Origin of the sequence: Flavobacterium sp. UMI-01, from assembly GCF_019656315.1 — a bacterium.
GTDB lineage: Bacteria > Bacteroidota > Bacteroidia > Flavobacteriales > Flavobacteriaceae > Flavobacterium.
This window is the reverse complement of sequence record NZ_BPLU01000003.1, coordinates 183,198-202,857: the sequence shown is the minus strand read 5'-3', so window position 1 is coordinate 202,857 and position 19,660 is coordinate 183,198. Positions and strand designations below refer to the sequence as shown.

The window sequence follows — 19,660 nt, the reverse complement described above, 5'->3', positions numbered from 1 at the left end:
TTAATTTATTAGGGGTAATTTTATTATAAAGGTACTTCCTTTTCCCTTTTCACTTTCTACATAAACTTGACCATTATGATCTTCCACGATTCTTTTCACATAAGCCAAGCCAAGCCCATGCCCTTTGACATTATGAATATCACCAGTATGCTCACGGTAAAACTTCTCAAAGACTCTTTTTTGAGCTACCTTACTCATGCCTAACCCATTGTCCTGAACTTTTATTAATATCATATCTTTGATATTTTCAGTATAAATATTAATTTCAGGAATACCGGCCGTATATTTAATCGCATTCTCCAGAATATTGACAATTACATTGGTAAAATGCACCTCATTAATCAACACACAATTACGTACTGCATCAAAATGACTTGTAATTTTACCTCCTCTATCTTCCAGAATCAAACTCACATGCTCAATTGCATCATTGATAACATCTTCAATATTAGTAGATTCTTTTTCAATATCTAATTCTTTTTTCTCTAGTTTAGAAATACGCAACACATTTTCGACTTGGGCATGCATTCGCTTGTTTTCATCCCGTATCATTTGCAAGTATTTATAAACTTTTTCTTTATCTTCAATAATCTTAGGGTTTTTTATGGCGTCTAAAGCTAAATTTATCGTAGCAATTGGCGTTTTAAACTCATGTGTCATATTGTTGATAAAATCTGTTTTTATCTCTGAAATTTGCCTTTGTCTAATCAATTGATTTAACGCACTAGTATAGGCAATTAAAATAATTAACGTAAAAACGATTGATAAAATGGTGATACTTAACAATTCAGATAATAAGAACTTTTTCTTGTGAGGAAACATTACAAAGAGTTTGTATCGTTCATTACCTTCGTTATCGGTAAAAATGGGAATTGAATATCCTTCTTCTTTATTACAAAATTCGTTCGAACGAATTTTAGTTTCAGCACCATTATTATAAATTGCGAATTCAAATTTTGTTTTTACACCATACTGCTCTAATTCCTTTTTGATTAGTTTGTGTAAACGTTCCTTTGTAATTCGCTCTTCAATAGGCATTACAGATGCAATATCTTTGAAAAAAATCTCAAATTGTGCATTGTCTAATATATCTAAACTCCCTGATTTTTCAATTTTAATATCAGGTGTAATGCTATTTTGCAATCCTGCTTTATCAATACTTTTGTTGTTATATATTTCAGTAACCCGCTTAGAACTAAAATTTTTAAACCGTTCACTACTGAATCGTTTATCAAAGAACGAGGATGAAATGTTGTAATCTTCAGCAATGACACTGTTAGAGTACACTATGGTTTCATTAGTTTTTGGATTTTTTTGGACATAGTAAAATTCCAAAAGATCATTTTTTTGAGGAACTTTCCCAGTACTGTCTTTATAATGGTTGTACTTATCATAAAAACTATACGCTTCCTGTTTTTCTATTTTATCAGCAACATTCCCAATTACTTGTTTGACATGAAACTTAAATTGTTCATCATTGTTTTTAAAAGAGGTATTAAACCAATACACCTGAACAAGAATTATGCCTATCAAAGACAAACTCATCAATAAAACCAGTAACCTAAAAAATAATTTATTCATCAAAGCAAAATTAGCATTTTAACAATTTAGACAATAATGCATTAACCAAAGATTAACATTTAAGAATCTTTTTGTTTAATCTGCAAAATTTTAAGAATTTCGTCTGTTTTTATTTTGGTTTGCTCTAAATCGGTATTTTCAATTACAAAATCACTTTTTGCTATACGCTGCTCATCTGTCCATTGAGCCGCTATTCTTTTCAAAACATGTTCTTCAGTAGTATTGTCGCGTTGTATAACACGCTGAATTCTAGTTTTTAACGGTGCAACTACACTTATTATTGCATCAAAATTTTTATAACTCCCATTTTCAAATAACACCGCAGCTTCATATATAATTATAGGAAATTCTTTGTGATGCGTTAACCATTCATTAAAATGTGCTTTAACGGCAGGATGAATAATGGCATTAAGACGATTTAATTCGTCGGCATCGTTAAACACAATGCCAGCTAATCGCTCTCGATTTAGAATTCCTTCTTCAAATATAGTTTCTCCAAAACTGTTTTTTATAGCTTCAATAATCACTTGAGATTGCATCAGCTTTCGTGCTTCATCATCAGCTATATACACAGGAATTCCTTTTGACCGAAAATAATCAGCAATAGTTGTTTTGCCACTACCAATACCTCCTGTCAATCCAATTATTTTTGTCATATTTTATTTTTTAAAAAACAGCTCGGGAAACGCTTTTTCAGGTTGCTGTTTGAGCAAAATAACTTTGATATAGGATTCCATGAAACCTAATCCATACCCAAAAAATTGTTTCCAAGCCGCTACTACTGATAAATATCCGATCTTAGGATTCTTATGCTGGAAAGTAGATACCAAAAACAACACCAAGAAATACAAAAAGTATAATTTCATTAAAAAATCATTGGCAAAAACCAACATCACCACTGCTAAAAAAAAGCCTAAAACAAACAACGACGGAAAAAAGAAAGTTAGTTTGTTATACTTAGGATACCAACTGTTTAATATTGGTCTTGCTTTACCAAATTTACTTACTTGAATAGAGAATTTATCCCAGTCAATGCGGCGTTTATGGTACACAAAAGCATTTGAAAACAATCGGGTTTCAAAGCCTAATTCCCATAAACGTATTGACAAATCAGGGTCTTCACCAGGATGAATGTTACCAAATCCTTTAGAAGTTTCAAAGGCTTTACGAGACAAGCCCATATTGAAACTACGTGGTTGAAATTTTCCGATTTTTTCAGAACCACCACGGATTCCCCCGGTAGTTAAAAAAGAAGTCATTGTAAAATTAATGGCTTTTTGAATGTCTGAAAAACTTTTTAATGCAGCATCTGGACCACCAAAACAATCTACGTATTGAACAGACAATGCTTTTTCTACTTCGTTCAAATAATTCGCAGGAATAATACAATCCGAATCAAAAATGATAAAATAATCCCCTTTTGCTTTTTGCATTCCAAAATTTCTAGAATCACCTGGACCTGAATTTTCTTTAAAATAATGCGAAATATCTAAAGCTTGTTGGTATTTACTAGCCACTCCATCACATTTTATAGTAGAACCATCTTCGACTAAAACCACCTCAAACTTATTAGTATAAGTGGTGTGAGTCAAACTTTGTAAAAGTTCATCTACCTCATCTGGACGATTGTAAACAGGTATAATTAAAGAGAAAAACATACTCGAATAGGGATTTAAATTCAAACTAGAAATGGATTGCAAATATAAATGATATCCATACAGCTAAACGAAATAACTTCAGGTTTTTAAAATGGGAAAAAAATCCAATTTATTCAAACATTTCCATAATCTCCTCACTCACTCCCATGTGTGAGAATCCTCCATCATGAAAAAGATTTTGTAAAGTGACTTTTTTAGTTAAATCTGAAAAAAGTGTTAGGGCATAATTGGCACAATCATCAGCTGTTGCGTTTCCTAATGGAGCCATTTTATCTGCAAAAGCAATAAAACCTTTGAATCCTTTGACTCCTGTGCCTGCTCTAGTTTCAGTAGGTGATTGTGAAATGGTATTGACTCTTACTTTTTTATCCCGCCCGAAAAAATAACCAAAACTACGCGCTATAGATTCCAAAAATGCTTTATTGTCAGCCATGTCATTATAGTCTGGAAACACTCTTTGTGCCGCCATATATGATAAGGCTACAATACTTCCCCATTCGTTCATAGCGTCTTTTTTATACAAAACTTGCATTACTTTATGAAACGAAACTGCCGATACATTCCACCCTTTTTCTGTGTAATCATAATTTTGATTGGTATAATGATTGCCCTTACGTACATTGACTGACATTCCAATGGAATGCAACACAAAATCAATCTTACCTCCCAAAATCTCCATGGCTTGCTCTACTAAATTCTCCAAATCAGCAACAGAGGTTGCATCAGCAGGAATAATTTTTGCATTCGTTTTTTGTGCCAAAGCTTCAATATTTCCCAATCGAATAGACGCTGGAGCATTTGTTAATACAAAAACACCTCCTTCTTCGTGTACGCGTTCTGCTGTTTTCCAAGCTATAGAATGCTCATCCAAAGCACCAAAAATGATTCCTCTTTTTCCTTTCAATAAATTGTACATGATTGTTCTTGTTTTTAGTCCCCAAAAATAAACAATCAACAGTTCAGTTTGAATGATTCATTCTCTTTTTTACATCAAAATTAGGTATCAGTTTATCAAAATAAATCACTAGGAACTAAAAATTCATGATTTGGTTGTCTGACTAAAAGATTACATGTGAAAACCCCATGATTAACTCCAAATCTTTTTTGCGACTGGAAGACTATATAAATTCCAAAGACTAATTGTATCTCAGTTCTCTTATTAAGTAGAATAAATTAAAGCCGCAAATTCACAAATTAAATTTCGGTAATTCGTGAATTTGCGGCTTTTCTATATCTGATATTCTATTCTTAACTAAGTTAGCACCTCTGTCGTCTTCAAAAGTCACATTCTGGAAATTTTTGCTAAACTTTTTAACCTGCCTGTCGGCAATAAGATTTGTTGTTGAAATTCTCAGAAGCTAAAGCGTAAATGCACTAAAGCATCTAGTTTTAAGTATTTTTGGAACCAATAAAATGGAAATTACTTTTCGCTTTCTTTATTTTGAACTTCGGTTTTCTTTGCGGCTTCTTTCTTTGCTTTTTCCGCCTCTCGCTCTTTCTTTTTAAAATAACCTCTTAATAAAAAATTGTGTTTAGCTGCTTCCATATTTTGCTCTAAACCTTTGGAACCTTTTCGCAAATTTTCCATCGTTTTTTCCATATCCTTAGCCATTTCATCATCTTTTAATAGTTTCCCTAAAATCCCTTGACTGTCATTGATACTCATTAAGAGTATCGCCAATTCATCTGTTATTACTTCGGCATTTTTGGCTGTTACTTCTACTGAGGATAAAATTGAGCTGAATTCTATAGGTTCTACTGATGCTATGCGCGCTCCATCTTTTACCTCTTTTGTTGTTCCTTGTGAAATCATCAGAATTTTGTCTCCTATAACCCCTTCTGAAGTAATGGAGGCTTTACTATCGTTCTTGATGAATTTTTTCACTTCTTCATCCAAAACAGCAACTACCTTTACAGTAGAATCGTTGACAATCACAATATTTTCGATAGTTCCGACTGCAATACCTAAAAAACGAACCTGCCCTCCTATTTGCAAACCACTTACATTATGAAAGGTAGTATTGATACGGAATTTAGAACTAAATAAATTTTGATTCGTACCTATAAAGAAAATTAGCACAAACAAAATAGCTATACCTAACGTGATAAAAACTCCTAGTTTGATTTTGTATTTATTACTTGTTGTTTTCATAATACCTATTTAAAAAATGATTGAATATAAGAATCATCAGAAGTCATAAACTCCTCCAAAGTCCCTTCTTTATACACCTTACCCTCTTTTAGCATGACGATTCGGTCAGCTACTGTTTTGACACAATTGATATCATGCGTAATGATAATGGCCGAGTTTTTAAACTTATTTTTGGTATCATTTATCAAATGACTGATTTCATCCGAGGTTATGGGGTCTAGCCCTGTTGTAGGCTCATCATATAAAATAATTCTAGGCTTAACCACCAAGGTACGAGCTAAACCTATTCTCTTTTTCATTCCGCCTGACAATTCCGATGGCATCTTATCTATAGCATCTGGTAGCCCCACATTTTCTAAAGCTTCCACTATCAATTCCTCAATTTGAGTTTTCGAGAGTTTTTCAGAAGATCTGGTTAGCGCAAAAGTCAAATTTTCTCTTACTGTCATCGAATCATACAACGCTGCACTTTGAAAAAGAAACCCAATTTTCTTGCGAACTTGGATTAATTCATCTTCACTTATGTTTGTCAACTCCTGTTTATCTACCACAATACTTCCTTCATCATGTTCTAAAAGCCGGACCAAACATTTAATCAATACTGATTTTCCGGTTCCTGATTTACCCAATACCACAAGGTTTTCTTGTTGGTACAATTGCATTGTAATACCATCGAGAACTTTTTGAGTACCAAAACTTTTTTTAAGGTCTTTAATACTCACCACCACTTCATTTTTGGTTTTCGTATTCATAATAAATCAGTAATTTGAACGGCAATTAAGTCAACAATAATGACTAAGAGCGAAGACATCACTACAGCCGAATTAGCCGCAATGCCTACACTTTCAGTTCCTCTACCAGCGTGGAATCCTTTATAACATCCTACCAACCCTATAACAGCACCAAAGAAAAAAGATTTTATAACCGCTGGAATCAAGTCTAAGAATTCTACTTCTTTAAAGGCTTGATTAAAAAACAATTCTAGGCTCAAACTGTCTTTAATGTTTACTCCTAACCAACTACCAAAAATACCAATAGCATCAGCATATAAGGTCAGTAAAGGAATCATTACAGTAGCTGCCAGCACTCGAGGAATAATTAAAAAATTGATAGGATTGGTATTGGAAACTTCCATAGCATCTATTTGTTCGGTGACACGCATAGACCCTAATTCGGCTCCCATACTTGACCCTATTTTACCCGCACAAATCAACGCTGTTATCACAGGTCCCATTTCCCTGATGATTGATATCGCCACCATTCCTGGCAACATGGCTACGGCTCCAAATTCAACTAACGGCGGTCTGGATTGAATCGTAAGCACCAACCCTACAATAATACCTGTCAAAGAAATTAATCCCAAAGATTTATTCCCTATTTGATAACATTGTTTTAAAAATTCTTGAAGTTCAAATTTTTTTCGAAAAAGATTTCGCAGAATCAGCACAAGATAATCCACAACATTAGCGACACTTATAAAAAAATGTTTAGCCTTTTCTTTTATATAATAAGAAAACGAAGGGGTGTCTAAAGCTGTAATTTCAGTATCGCGTATTTTTTTTGGCATAAAATATTTTTTTAATCTTATGCTAAATTTACGATGTAAGCTAATCTTTTGTTTTATAAGATTTCAAGATTAACTTACAAAATAACAATCCTTACACTTTGCTTAATCTGTTTAAAACGGATAACCTATGGCTAGGTTAAAAATCAAATTTTCTTTTCGCCAGGATTTATCTGAAAAATCAATAGCATTGATTACCCATCGGTTACCTTCAGGTAAATAAGGTTTACGCAGCGGAAAAGCCAAATCAGTTCGAAGCACCAAGAAATCAAAATCAAATCGTAATCCTACACCCGTTCCTACCGCCAATTGGTTCATAAAGTCTTTAGTGAATTCAGCTCCAGGTTTTTCTTCATTTTTATTCAATAACCAAATATTACCCGCATCGACAAAAACCGCTCCTTTGATAAAACTGTAAATTTTAGCACGCAATTCAGTACTGAATTCTAATTTTAAATCTCCAGATTGATCGGGTAAAAACGAATTGGTAACAACTGAACCATCAAAGGTTCCCGGCCCCACTGACCGAGCTCTAAAAGCTCTTATACTGCTTGTTCCTCCTATAAAAAACTGTTTTATAAATGGTAAATCTTTTGCATTGCCATAAGGCAATCCAGCTCCTACTATAATCCGACTTGCAAGCGTGGTTTCTCTATCAAAATGGTAATAATGACGGAATTCCGTTTCCAATTTAGAATATTGACTAAAAGGAACACCAAAAATACTCTTAGGATTTTCACTATCATTGGCTCCCAAAATCAATCCTAAAGCATTTCCTGAAAAGTCTAAACCGCCTCGGAAGTAAAAATTATTTTTTTTATTTTTCACCATTGTATTGGTGTAAACATACGAATAATTGGTTCCAAAAATCAGTTGTTTATCAATGACACTTTGTAGCGAAGGATTGGCAGCTATTTGCGAACGATACAAATCAGAAACATTATTAGAGGACGTATAGGCTATATTCAATACATTTAACGTATGCTCTTTTCTTTCGTTTTCCTTCCATAAATACCCAAAGGAACTATTAAAAGTTTTTAAAGAATAAAGCTGTGTACGTAACTGATATTCATACCCTATAGACGCTTTTGTATTAGGGACATAACCACTTCCTGAATTCATAGAAATTGGAGAAATGAACCGAGGCCATACCAAACTGGCTTCACTTCCTGCACGATACACATTAAAACCATTATTTTGTCCTGAAACCTGTACCTCCAATCCTGCAAATGCTGAAATACTCAAAAGTTCAGCTCCTTTAAAAGTATTTCGATTACTCCAATTCACGTTTAATTCGGTTCCTGAATAATTGGCTGAATTGGTTTTGGCTAATGCCTCAACTTGAATGGATTTTTTGGGCAAAGGAGTTAAATAATAATAAGCATCTAATTGATTTTTTGAAAATTCATTAATTTTAAATTCGTTATTTACGAATTTAAAAGTTCCGAAAGTTATCAACCGATTCAATGATAAATTATGAGTAGTTCTATTGTACAACTCCCCTTTATTAAACAGTAAGGTTTTATCAAAAATAATCGGTTTAAAAACGGTTTTATTGTCAATTATTGTCAAATCCTTATACGCTGTAGTATCCATAACTCTTTTGGCAACCGTATCTCGCTTTAAGTTGTAACTCGGATACACATAGATGTTATTAATACGATACTGTGTTTTTGCTTTTTCAGGTGTTTCTTTTTTTATTTTAACAATTAAAGCAACTTCGTTTTTTGCCACTGTACTATCCACTTGCACCAAAAGATAGTCTTCATTAAAATAATAAAAGCCCCGTTCTTTTAATCGTACATCGATTCGTGAACGTTCTTGTTTTATAGCTTCAAGACGGTACGGTTTCCCAATATTTAATAATGATTTTTCCTTAATCAAATTAATTTCCTTGCTTAAAATAGTCGAATCATTGGGGTAGGCTATGGATTTAATCTTGTATTGATTGTGCAAGGTAACTTCATAATTTGCTTTAGCTGTTTTACCTCTAGTAGTGGAATCCGAAATAGTTTTAGCATTAAAAAAACCATTATTTTCTACGTAATTTTGAATAACATCGTTATTATAACTTAAATTGGCTTCACTAAACAGTACTGGTTTTTCCCCTATTTTATACTTAAGCCAATATCTAAACCCTTTTTCTTTTTTAACCTCACCTGCCAGATTGTAAAAGAAAATACCAGGACGCATTCCTAAAAAGGATTTGTTAGGAATAGGCCGAATCATATCCTTCAAGGCTGATTTCATTTGTTTTCGAACTTTTTTGGATTCTTGGCCTTTTTTTATTTCAATCGTATGCCCGGTGTACAACAAATCGCCTTCAGGAACTTTACTTGTTCCGCTACAGCCCATTAAAAATGACACCATAAAAAGTACACTTATGTAGGTTTTAATTTCTTTCATTTTCATTATTCTTATTTCCTTTTTTTTCACGGGGCTTACGTTTAGAATGAAATAATTCTCTAAACTTGTTGTAATTCATCGTAATAATAAATGCTACACCTGTTTCAATAACCTGTCCTTGTAAGGCCACTTGATAATTGTTTTTTCTGTATGCTCTTAATTTGTATCGACCATCTTTGGTAATCAAGTAATCAGCGCGTACATCACCCGCAATATTAGTAGCTTGTTCATTTTCATTTTGAGCGCCTTCGACACCAAAACTACTTCCCAATGTCACTTTTAATCGGTCATTAAACAATTGTTTGGACAAGCCCACATTCAAATCCGTTCTTTCCTTTTTTTGCCCAGAAGTATAATCTTCCGAAGCTTGTAAGTCTAAATCTACTTCAAAGCCCTTGATTAAATCACCTGCAAGATTATTCAATTGTTGGGATAAAATTTTACTCACACTCTGCTTGGCTAAATAAGAACCACTAGTGCCGCCAGCTTCGCTTTCAAAAGGATTATCTCCAATGAACCTATTCAATAACAATAGCGCAAATACTTGCTTATTCATAGCATCTTCATCTCGCTTTAATTGTTCCAATTTGGCTTGGGTCGTATTAATTACTTCAGCAGAAACATCATTATTTCCATCTGGTAAAACGATATCAAAAGAAATTTCGGGTTGTAATAACGACCCTTTCATCATTAGATTGGTTTCAAATGGAATACGCTGTTTGTAGGTATTTCTAGTTTCGGCCGTGATACCTGCCAATTGGTCATCAACCAAATCCAAAGGAGAAGCTTCGACCTTATAAACAGCTGTGATATTGATATTAGCCAAGGTAGGTTCACCTGTCCAGAGAATGTAACTTTGTGGTTGAATTTCAAATTTTCTTTTGATTAAATTAAAATTCATTTCGTACGTACCTCCAGTAAATTCATATTTACCAGTCAAGGTCGTTTTTCCAGAAGGATCTATACCACCTGTAAGTTGAGCATCTCCTTGCAATTTTAAATAATCTCCATTAGCTTCATCAATAACAATTGATATTTCGGCTTTTTTATCTACCACAATATTTACTGATGCTGTAATTCCTTTGACTTCCGTTTGGGTAATTGCATCCAACTCTGGTTGTAAATCAATTAAAACGGGCTGGTCCTGGTCAATAAATTCAACAATACCTTCACGATCAGCAATAGAAGGATCGCTTTGAGGGATGACAACCGTAAATTTAGTATCCTCATTCACTTTAAGCGTTCCGTCTATAACAGGACTATTTAATGTCCCTTTTATCCCCAAATTATTATCCAAATACAATTCACCATAAAACAACTTATTGTCTTTTATTTTTGAATTGACCATCCTGAAATTTTTTGCCGTTAGTTGAAGATTAAAACCTACATTGGTATATTCTTGCGTATCAACAAACCCATTTATCAAGAGCGGATTTTTATTTTCATCATATAATTTGAAATTATCAAAAGCTATCTTGTTTTTTTGAAAGATTATTTCATCATTAAGTTCTAGGAATTTAGAGTTTAATGAACTTACAACGAAACCAACCTTATTAAACTTCATTTTTCCTTCAACCAAAGGACTTGATGACTTCCCTGTTATGTTGAGTTGTCCGCTCAAATAGCCTTCGCTTTCCTTCAAATTCCCTACAGTAAATGCTTGTAAAGATTTCATTTGAAGCTTTTCTATTGCCATTTTAAAATCTAAATTTTGATTGTCAATGTTGTAATTTCCAGCTACACTCAACTGATTTCCTGCACCAGTCAATTGTACATTTGCAGTATAAAAACCAGCCTTTTTATTGGTCACTTTGATTTGTAAATCTCCAATAGAATCTTGTTTAACTCGTAGATTTTGAACATCTAAATCGGATTCAAACAAAGGATTCGTTTTCAGATTTTTTATAGTAGTTTCCCCATTGATAATTCCTCCAATTTCAAAATTAGATTGTACAATACTCGACAAGGTTTCTAATTTAAAATTATTAAAAGTTGCCACAACAGGTGCTGTTTCTACATTGCGCTCAGATTGAACAGCAAAAGATTGATTTCCATTTTGAATAGTAAAATCAGTAAACAAAATACCCTTGGGTGCTAATTTTATAGTATTATTTGAAGACACGGTCCAGTTTTCATAATTCAATAGTAATTTTTCTGGATCAAAACGCAATACCGTAGCTCCCAAACTGTCTTTTACTGCACCTGCTATTTTATACTTGTCTTTTTCTTTTACATCTTTGATAGAAAGCTCATAAGTCACAACATTGTTAGCCACTGTTCCTGAAATAGCCGTTTTTTGAATCGCAAATTGTTCGTTTTTAAGAGCATCAAAAGACAACTCGTACTGCAAGCTATCCTTTTGAGTGTTCATAACTAAAATTCCGTTTGAGACTTCATTTGCACCATAATTGATTCTTGGCATCAATGCTTTAACCGCAATACTATCGGTTACACTGTTATATCCTCCGGTCAAAGTACTAATCGATAACTCCTTAAGTTCAGGAATGATTTTCTTCATAATGGGACTATCCTGTACTTTAAATTGGAAATCAAATTGTTGTGACTCTTTAGATTTTTCATATTTTTCACCCAATTGATAGTATTTAGAAACAGAATGCAGCAATTGATTCCCAATGGTAGAAAGTTTATAATTTCCACGAATCCATCCATTAATAAATGGTGAACGTAGTATAATGGAATCACTAGTTGCTGTGGAAATAGCCTTCAGATGTATCGAATCTACTGGGAATTGTTCTTTCTCTAAGGCAACTAAAAAATCAGATGTTTGGACTACTCCGTTTAAATTATCTAATCGTAAATCCTCAAAATTTGCATGTAATGTTCCTCGCATCTTTAAAGGACCTGCATGCAAATTCAATTTGTTCAAATCAATAATATCTGCATTAAGCTTAAGATTCAAAGTCGGTTTTTCCGGTAGCGAAGCTCCTTTGGCATTCAAAGAAAATGTCAAATTAGGATCCACAGCATTAGCCTTGGCTTGGTACGTTCCTTTATCAACCGAAGCGCTTAAATTAATGTTCTGATAATTGTATTTGTTATAAGTAGCTTTTATAACTTTAGAAGTAAAAGTTGCTGAAGCCAATGCGGGGTCTAAACGCACTCCTTTTATGTTAGCCGTTGCCGTAATTCTTCCTAATTCCTTGTTTTTAATCAATTGCCCTACATCAAAATTATCCACTTTGACATCGGCTATGTACTTTTCATTGTTTTTTCTTCTGTTGTCAAAAGTAGCTCTGACAGTCGCCTTACCGATACTGCTATTCAAATTCAAATTTGTCTTAAAACTGGCAATACTTCCAAAAAAGTCTCCTTTCAAATGAAATTGCTCTGGAATTTGAATGGTATGCGGTATCGTGTTTTTAGGGGCTAAAGCGAGAATATCATTAGCAGTACTTTGGATATCCAAAAAAGGAATTTTAAAATTGCTATTTTCAATTTTGGGTAACCCCGTAACAACTCCTTTAAAATTGATTTTGGTAGCCCCTACTCCATACGCATTGAAAGCTGTAACAGTCAAGTTATCTAGTCTTCCTTTGGCAACAGCATTAAAGTTCAAAATAGCTTTTGAATTATTTTTTACAAAATCATTACTCTGCAATTTAGGAGCAAATAACAATACGTCCTTTAAACCCAAGGAACTATTGGTCAGTCGAACGTCCAAGGAAATATCTTCTAGGTGATCCGAAAGAGTGTTCAGTGAAGGATAACGAACAGCTATCGCATTTTGTAAATCCGTTTGTGGTGTTTTAAGTTTTAAATTTTTCAATATGATACCCCTATTCGAATATTCAAATTGGGTTGACAACTCCTTCAAATGAAAACCACTTTTTTCTTTAAATTGCAATTGCTCAATTTTTCCTTTATATGCGTCATCTTGAATTGCTATATCACGGCCTTCAAAAAATAAATCATTTATTTTTAAATGTTGATAATCTATTCCATTAGAGGTCTTCGCATTTTCATTATCAAACTTAAAATTTAGAGCACCAATAGAAATAGTTTTTGCGTGTAGATACCAAGGCTGAATTTCCGTTTTTTCATCAGTAGTTGTTTGTTTGGGTTTATTTTTAAATAAAGTCAACTCTCCTGAAGTGTTATTTAACTCAATTGAATTGAACTTAATTTGTTGTTTTTCTAAATCAATAGATTCAACTTCTGTATGTAGTTTGCCTAACTGGATTTGGGTTCCAAGCTGCGTAATTGCATTTTTATAACGAACCTTGATTGCATCAAGTTGGATTGTTTTTAAATTTAATTTTACCTTTTTACTACTGGCATTGTCACTAACTTCTTGAGCAACATTCGTGGCGACTTCTACAACATCTTGATTTAAAAATAACTCAAATCCGTTTAACCGAATATCGGGAATATCGAATGCTAAATGTTCTAAATCTATCTTTTTAATTTTTGTATCAAAATGGTGAATAAACAGCGCTAAATCATTTTGTGAAACAGCATCTTGATAACTGAATTTTACCTTATCAAGGTTAATTTTTTTTATCGAAAAAGCAGTGGGTTCACTTTCCTTATCCGATTTTTCAGCAGAAGCAAATGCCTTGATAATATAGTCAAAATTATAAACCGTGTCTTTGTTTACTTTAATTTTGGCTACTATTTGGTCCATATCCACACTATTGATTTGCACCGTATTATTCAGGAGTTGAAACAAATCAATATCTACTTTTATCGATTTACCGGCTAACAAAGTATCTTTTGATTGATCTTCAAAATAAAAATCAGAGAGCACAATTTTTTTAGGCAATCCAATAGCAACAGTACCAATAACTACTTTGGTTTTTATCTTTTTCTGCAAATATTGAACCGCTTGATCTTTTACTTTATTTTGAACAAATGGCAGTTGGATAGCCAATACCAATACCAAAAAAAGTGCAACAATCACCAACCCTGATTTTAAAATAATTCTAAAAGCTTTATTCAATTCTGACCTAATTTAGCATTAACAATAGACCGACAAACGATTCTTTTAACAATTTGACTGTATTTTACGAAGTTAGTCAAATATTTTTGCGTGAAGATAAGCTTATAAAAAATCGCAACTATTATAGAATTATTAAAATATATTTTAAAATTTCAATTGTAAACAGTAGTTCATTTAAATAAAAACAAAAAAAAAACACCTTATACGATTCATGTTTGTATAAGGTGTGTGTTTTTTGAATTATATATCTCTTATTCGCTGATACTAGGAATGGTTACCATTTCATTTGTATCAGCTTGGTAATCTACTCCTGCAACTTCAAATCCAAATAAGTTGTAGAAATCTTTGCGATAGCCTTCTAAATCTCCAATTTCTTCTAAGTTTTCGGTTACTGCTTCTTCCCATAATGCAGCAACTTTTGCTTGAACATCGTCTCTTAATTCCCAGTCATCGATGCGAATTCTACCTTTTTCGTCAGTAGGAACCTCAGTTCCATTAAATAGCCTGTCGGCATACAAACGTTGTATTTGTTCGATACAACCTTCATGGATTCCTTCTTCCTTCATGATTTTATACAATAATGAAATGTACAACGGAATAACAGGAATAGCAGAACTTGCTTGTGTTACCAATGCTTTATTTACAGAAACAAAAGCTTTACCGTTAATTTCCTCTAAGCTTTTAGTAATTTCAAAAGCTGTCGCTTCTAAATGGTCTTTAGCACGACCAATAGTTCCTTTGCGGTAAACCGCTTCAGTAACTTTTGGTCCTATATAAGAGTAAGCTACAGTAGTCGCTCCAGGAGCCAATAAATTAGCTTCTTTTAAAGCATCAATCCACATAGCCCAGTCTTCACCTCCCATTACAGCAATCGTATTTTCGATGTCATCACCACCACATGGTTCGATAGAAACTTCCGAAACTTTACCTGTATGAAAATCAACTGTTTTATTTGAAAAAGTACTACCAATAGGTTTTAAAACAGAACGATGTGTAATTCCTGTTTTAGGATTGGTGCGCACTGGCGAAGCCAAACTGTAAATTACCAAATCTACTTGACCTAAATCTTCTTTGATTAATTCAATGGTTTGTTGCTTTATTTCATTTGAAAAAGCATCTCCATTGATACTTTTAGCATACAATCCTGCTTTGTGGGCTTCTTTTTCAAAAGCTGCCGAATTGTACCAACCTGGAGAAGCTGTTTTTCCCGGAGCAGGTCCTTTTTCGAAAAATACACCAATGGTAGCCGCATTAGAACCAAAAGCACTTGTGATACGAGATGCCAAACCAAAACCTGTTGAAGCTCCTATTACCAATACTTTTTTGGCACCGTCGATAGCTCCTTTTGATTTTACATACTCAATTTGATTTTTTACGTTTTGTTCGCATCCTTTAGGTTGTGATGTCAAACAAATGAATCCTCTCATTCTAGGTTCTATAATCATAATTTTTTATTTATTCGTTATTTGGTACCTTAGTCAATAGCTTACTAAGTCACCAAACTATTTGTTTTATGGAATTTTTCAGTTGACAAATATAAAGCATTTCATTAGTTAAGCAAGGCTTTAGCATGATTTAAGGCAGAATCAGAAACAACAGTTCCCGATAGCATTTGGGCAATTTCCACCACTCGTTCCTCTTCGTTTAACAAAATCAATTCAGATTGAGTTACTTCACCCACTGTAGATTTAAATACTTTAAAATGTGCATTTCCTTTAGCAGCTATTTGAGGCAAATGAGTAATGGCAAAAATTTGCATTTTTTGACTCATTTCTTTCATAATTTCGCCCATTCTAATCGCTATTTCGCCTGAAACCCCTGTGTCAATTTCGTCAAAAATCAAAGTGGGCAATTTTGAATACTGCGCCAAAATTGCCTTAACAGCAAGCATTATTCTCGACATTTCACCTCCTGAAGCTACTTTTTTTAGTAAACCAAAATCAGTTCCTTTATTAGCAGAAAACAAAAATTGCAATTCGTCTTTTCCATTTTCAAAATAAGTTGCTGTAGGTGTAACCTGAATATCAAAACGTACATTTGGCATTCCTAAAGTTGCCAAAATGGAGATTAATTTCTCAGACAAAACGGGAATTGCCTTTTGACGGTTTTTAGCGATTGTCGCTGCTAAAACGTCTAGTTCAGTAGCTTTTTCTTGAACCGTGATTGTTAATTTTTCGATAGCTTCGCCAATAGTTCCAATTTCTAAAACGGTAGCGTCTAATTGATTTTGAATCTCTAAAAGTTCTTCGACTGTGCTAACTTGATGCTTCTTTTGTAAATTATAAATCAATTGTAATTTTTGATTTATCAATTCCAATTGAGCAGGGTCACTGAATAAATTCTCTGTACAATCGTTGAGTTCATTAGAGATATCATCCATTTCAATCAAAACACTTACCACCCTTTCTTGTAGAGTTTGGTATTCTGGTGAAAAAGAAGCTATTTTTTGTAAAGCCGATTTCATTTCGTTCAAATTAGATAAAACACCAATTGTTTCGGCATTGGCAATAGCCAATGATTTATCTAACGCTTCTTTGATAATTTCGACATTATTCAATTTTTCAAAGTCGGACTCTAAACCTTCTTGCTCCCCCGCTTTAAGTTTAGCTTCTAACAACTCATTCAACAAAAATTGATTGTATTCTTGTTCTTTATAAGATTCTGCTTGTTTTTTAATAAGCGAATTTAATTTTGACTTGTCTGATTTGTAGTCTTTCAGTAGGTTTTGGTACCTTTCTAAAATCTCAGCATTAGTAGCAATCGCATCAATAATTTGGAACTGTACTTTTTCATCCGACAACTCTTGTGTTTGTTGCTGCGAATGAATATCTATCAAATACAAGCTCAATTCTTGTAATTCTTGAAGGTTTACAGGACTATCATTGATAAAAGCTCTGGATTTACCCGATGGCAATATTTCACGTCTAATAATGGTATCATCTTCATAATCCAAATCATTAGTTTCAAAAAACGGTTTTAAATGATACTTTGAAATATCAAAATGAGCTTCAATTACACATTTTTCCTCTTTGTTTTTCAACGAAGTTAAATCGGCTCTTTTACCTAAAACCAATCCTAAAGCTCCTAAAATAATTGATTTTCCAGCTCCAGTTTCTCCTGTTATAATAGAAAAACCCTGAGAAAAATCAATTGCTAATTTTTCAATTAAGGCATAGTTTTTTATCGATAGTGTGGTAATCATTTCGTTCGTTTTTGTAAAAATAAAAGCAACGCTAAAGAAGAGTTTAATACTTGATGTTCTCCCATTTAGTGGTATTCATTGGAGAAGTTTTATTCAAACTTTCAACCAAATCGGTAATTGAAACACTAGGCCCTCCTGAAAAAATGGAAACAATTTCATCTGACTTAGCATCAAAAAAAACACGGGTTAAAAACGCATTGGGTTTAGAGGAATTCAATTTACTGATATTCACCAAAGCGCCTTTGATTTTTTCTTTCGCACTTTTAGTATCCTTCGTCATAGTATCCAATCCAGTGTGGTAATCTGTAATGGTATTTCTAATTTCAAAAAATGTGGGAGATAATAAGTCATTAATCAAAAAGTAACGGCTTTGAAATCCATCGGCTTGATTCCATCCTTTATAACCTCCTTGTTGGGCATTGTTGGCAATATTTTGTGCCATCGCAAAATGCACATCACCTGATTTGGATACAAAAGATTCTGCATCTAATCCCAGAATGACATAAGCGTAAAATGATACTACGGAAACTAAATTAGACTCAAAACCGTTCGGATTGAAGATTAAATTTTCAAATTCTGTATATCTAAAATTAAAATCTTTATCGTTGAAATTAAAAATAGGTGATGAATACGAAGAGTTATAAATAGGACGTGATGATTGTACTTGTAAAGTTGCTACAAATTGATCGGAGTTGTTAGACGATATCGTAATATACATCGAACAATTGATTCTTTCGTTTTGCTTTAATGATTTTCCTGTCCAATCCGTTTTATTCACAAATTCAGTTAAAGTAGTTTGTAACGTTTTATATACTGACTGATTGGTATTAGCCACACGTTCAGAATTGACAGTGATGGTACAATTTAATTGTTGGGCTTGAATTGTTGAAACAAAAACTAACGCAAAAAACAGAATCCATTTATTCATGAAAGTAGGCTTTTATCTTATTTAAAATATCTTCAGCAACTGCTTCCTTGGATTTTAATTCCATTGGTTCAATATTGAAATTTTTATCAATAAAAGTAACCTTGTTTGTTGCTTTTTGAAATCCTGCTCCTTCATCTTGTAAAGAATTAAGAACAATCAAATCTAAGTTTTTTTTCTGGATTTTCAACTTTGCATTTTCAATTTCATTCTCTGTCTCCAATGCAAAACCTATCAAGAATTGGTTTTTCTTGATTTCACCCAATGACAATAAGATGTCTTTGGTTTTTTCTAATTCTATTACAAAATTGGAAGCGGCTTTTTTAATTTTTTGCGATGCAACCTGTTTGGGTTTGTAATCTGCAACTGCTGCTGCTGCTATAGCAACATCTGCAGTAGAGTAATGTTCATGGCAGACATCATACATTTCTTGAGCAGAAGTGACTGCTATACGTTGTATGTTGGAATGCGTTGTTTTACAATGTGTAGGTCCAGAGACCAATATAACATAGGCGCCTAAATTAGCTGCACATTCCGCTATATCAAAGCCCATTTTTCCCGAGGAATGATTACCAATGAAACGGACAGGATCAATAGCTTCATAGGTAGGTCCAGCAGTGATTAAGATTTTTTTCCCTTTTAAAGGCAATTTACTTTCCAAATCAGCTTCTAAAAAAGCAATAATATTTTCGGGTTCCGCCATACGTCCTTCGCCAGAAAGTCCGCTTGCTAATTCACCTGACTCTGCAGGAATGATTGTATTTCCAAACTGTTGCAAGGCTTCAAAACTTGCGAGTGTCGAAGGGTGTTTATACATATCCAAATCCATCGCAGGTGCAACATATACAGGACATTTTGCGGATAGATAGGTTGCAATTAGTAAATTATCACAATTGCCATTAGTCATTTTGGACATTGTATTTGCTGTAGCTGGTGCAATCAGCATGATATCTGCCCAAAGCCCTAATTCTACATGGTTGTTCCACTCAGCCTCTTGTTCATCATCATTATAAAAACTAGAGTAAACAGGATTCTTAGAGAGGGTCGCTAATGTTAATGGGGTGACAAAATCCTTAGAAGCAGGTGTCATTATCACTTGGACATGTGCACCTGCTTTTATAAAAAGTCGTACTAAAGAAGCTGTTTTATAGGCAGCAATCCCACCAGAAACTCCTAGTAAAATTTTCTTACCGTTTAAAACTGACATCTAGT

At 33.4% G+C, this 19,660-nt stretch carries 13 protein-coding genes; all 13 read right to left on the bottom strand.

The genetic code is table 11. The annotated features are described in order from the left end of the window. The 13 genes from K5R64_RS02020 to coaBC all read right to left on the bottom strand — a co-directional run bounded on the left by K5R64_RS02020 (position 1) and on the right by coaBC (position 19,655). A complete protein-coding gene (locus K5R64_RS02020) occupies positions 1 to 1,581 on the bottom strand; it encodes a sensor histidine kinase KdpD (RefSeq protein ID WP_220760321.1) in 1,581 nt (526 codons plus the stop codon). Between the two features lie 59 nt (positions 1,582 to 1,640). Next, on the bottom strand, positions 1,641 to 2,237 hold the full coding sequence (gene coaE, locus K5R64_RS02015) for a dephospho-CoA kinase (RefSeq protein WP_220760319.1): 597 nt from the start codon (positions 2,235 to 2,237) through the stop codon (positions 1,641 to 1,643). A 3-nt stretch (positions 2,238 to 2,240) separates the two neighbouring features. Further along, positions 2,241 to 3,239, bottom strand: a complete 999-nt coding sequence (locus K5R64_RS02010) for a glycosyltransferase family 2 protein (RefSeq protein ID WP_220760317.1) — start codon at positions 3,237 to 3,239, stop codon at positions 2,241 to 2,243. A 109-nt stretch (positions 3,240 to 3,348) separates the two neighbouring features. After that, complete coding sequence (locus K5R64_RS02005; protein ID WP_220760409.1) at positions 3,349 to 4,158, bottom strand: enoyl-ACP reductase; 810 nt, start codon at positions 4,156 to 4,158, stop codon at positions 3,349 to 3,351. 501 nt (positions 4,159 to 4,659) lie between these two features. Beyond that, entirely contained in the window at positions 4,660 to 5,391 is a 732-nt protein-coding gene (locus tag K5R64_RS02000; RefSeq protein ID WP_220760315.1) for an MlaD family protein, read from the bottom strand. 5 nt (positions 5,392 to 5,396) lie between these two features. Then, the gene (locus tag K5R64_RS01995; protein WP_220760313.1) at positions 5,397 to 6,143 is read right to left on the bottom strand and encodes an ABC transporter ATP-binding protein; all 747 of its coding nucleotides are present in this window, start codon (positions 6,141 to 6,143) and stop codon (positions 5,397 to 5,399) included. After that, positions 6,140 to 6,958 (bottom strand): ABC transporter permease, encoded by an 819-nt coding sequence (locus tag K5R64_RS01990; RefSeq protein WP_220760311.1) that lies wholly within the window; start codon positions 6,956 to 6,958, stop codon positions 6,140 to 6,142. Before K5R64_RS01990 ends, K5R64_RS01995 begins: the two co-directional genes overlap by 4 nt. 111 nt (positions 6,959 to 7,069) lie before the next feature. Beyond that, positions 7,070 to 9,361, bottom strand: a complete 2,292-nt coding sequence (locus K5R64_RS01985; protein ID WP_308443147.1) for a BamA/TamA family outer membrane protein — start codon at positions 9,359 to 9,361, stop codon at positions 7,070 to 7,072. After that, a complete protein-coding gene (locus K5R64_RS01980) occupies positions 9,348 to 14,321 on the bottom strand; it encodes a translocation/assembly module TamB (protein ID WP_220760307.1) in 4,974 nt (1,657 codons plus the stop codon). Before K5R64_RS01980 ends, K5R64_RS01985 begins: the two co-directional genes overlap by 14 nt. A gap of 251 nt (positions 14,322 to 14,572) precedes the next feature. After that, positions 14,573 to 15,766: an enoyl-ACP reductase FabV gene (fabV, locus tag K5R64_RS01975; RefSeq protein WP_220760305.1), complete on the bottom strand. Its 1,194-nt coding sequence runs from the start codon at positions 15,764 to 15,766 to the stop codon at positions 14,573 to 14,575. Positions 15,767 to 15,870: 104 nt separating this feature from the next. Beyond that, positions 15,871 to 17,523: a DNA repair protein RecN gene (recN, locus tag K5R64_RS01970; RefSeq protein WP_220760303.1), complete on the bottom strand. Its 1,653-nt coding sequence runs from the start codon at positions 17,521 to 17,523 to the stop codon at positions 15,871 to 15,873. A 43-nt stretch (positions 17,524 to 17,566) separates the two neighbouring features. Next, positions 17,567 to 18,451: a DUF4835 family protein gene (locus K5R64_RS01965; protein ID WP_220760301.1), complete on the bottom strand. Its 885-nt coding sequence runs from the start codon at positions 18,449 to 18,451 to the stop codon at positions 17,567 to 17,569. After that, positions 18,444 to 19,655: a bifunctional phosphopantothenoylcysteine decarboxylase/phosphopantothenate--cysteine ligase CoaBC gene (coaBC, locus tag K5R64_RS01960; RefSeq protein ID WP_220760299.1), complete on the bottom strand. Its 1,212-nt coding sequence runs from the start codon at positions 19,653 to 19,655 to the stop codon at positions 18,444 to 18,446. The genes K5R64_RS01965 and coaBC overlap by 8 nt, the downstream gene beginning before the upstream one ends. Positions 19,656 to 19,660 lie beyond the last annotated feature (5 nt).

Coding starts and splice junctions, on each gene's coding strand:
- K5R64_RS02020 (WP_220760321.1), bottom strand. CDS start 1,581: ATGAATAAATTATTTTTTAGGTTACTGGTTTTATTGATGAGTTTGTCT.
- coaE (WP_220760319.1), bottom strand. CDS start 2,237: ATGACAAAAATAATTGGATTGACAGGAGGTATTGGTAGTGGCAAAACA.
- K5R64_RS02010 (WP_220760317.1), bottom strand. CDS start 3,239: ATGTTTTTCTCTTTAATTATACCTGTTTACAATCGTCCAGATGAGGTA.
- K5R64_RS02000 (WP_220760315.1), bottom strand. CDS start 5,391: ATGAAAACAACAAGTAATAAATACAAAATCAAACTAGGAGTTTTTATC.
- K5R64_RS01995 (WP_220760313.1), bottom strand. CDS start 6,143: ATGAATACGAAAACCAAAAATGAAGTGGTGGTGAGTATTAAAGACCTT.
- K5R64_RS01990 (WP_220760311.1), bottom strand. CDS start 6,958: ATGCCAAAAAAAATACGCGATACTGAAATTACAGCTTTAGACACCCCT.
- K5R64_RS01985 (WP_308443147.1), bottom strand. CDS start 9,361: ATGAAAGAAATTAAAACCTACATAAGTGTACTTTTTATGGTGTCATTT.
- fabV (WP_220760305.1), bottom strand. CDS start 15,766: ATGATTATAGAACCTAGAATGAGAGGATTCATTTGTTTGACATCACAA.
- recN (WP_220760303.1), bottom strand. CDS start 17,523: ATGATTACCACACTATCGATAAAAAACTATGCCTTAATTGAAAAATTA.
- K5R64_RS01965 (WP_220760301.1), bottom strand. CDS start 18,451: ATGAATAAATGGATTCTGTTTTTTGCGTTAGTTTTTGTTTCAACAATT.
- coaBC (WP_220760299.1), bottom strand. CDS start 19,655: ATGTCAGTTTTAAACGGTAAGAAAATTTTACTAGGAGTTTCTGGTGGG.